Source organism: Enterobacter sp. RIT637 (assembly GCF_019718755.1).
In the GTDB taxonomy this organism is placed as follows: Bacteria; Pseudomonadota; Gammaproteobacteria; order Enterobacterales; family Enterobacteriaceae; genus Enterobacter.
Window position 1 is genome coordinate 1 of record NZ_JAIHAZ010000147.1, and the last position, 551, is coordinate 551.

Below are 551 nucleotides of genomic sequence, written 5' to 3' on the forward strand. Positions count from 1 at the left end.
GACCAGTCCGGTTTTTCCACCGACACCTGATTACGCACCGGGCAGGGCAGCGCCGGGGCAATCAACACCACCGCCAGATTTTCCAGCATAGAGAACGCCACCGCGCCCGGCAGGGTTTCGGGTTTTCCGGCAATGGCGAGATCCGCTTCGCCCGTCACCACTTTTTCCATTGCGTCGGCGGCATCGCCGGTGGTGAGCTTAATTTCGACCGACGGATGCGCCGCGCGGAAGCGGTCGAGAATGGGCGGCAGATGGCTATAGGCGGCGGTCACGGAGCAGAAAATATGCAGCTCGCCGGAAAGCGACGGCCCTTGCTGGTCGATGGTGTGTCGCAGCTGCTGGTACTGCAACAAGGTCTGCTGGGCAAAGACGCGCAGTTCTTCACCGGCTTCCGTCAGCGTGACGGTGCGGTTATCGCGCACGAAAAGCGGCTGGCCGAGGTCTTCCCCAAGGCGCTGGATCTGGCGCGAAAGCGTGGAGGGGCTGACGTGCATCGCCCGTGCGCTGCGGCCAAAGTGACGGCTTTCCGCCAGGTGCAGGAACATTTTCAG

At 62.8% G+C, this 551-nt stretch carries 1 protein-coding gene; it reads right to left on the reverse strand.

Features of this window, described 5'->3' with window-relative positions:
* Positions 1 to 551: HTH-type transcriptional activator IlvY (ilvY, locus tag K5E19_RS23700; RefSeq protein WP_260411942.1), on the reverse strand; the 551-nt coding region annotated here is incomplete at both ends.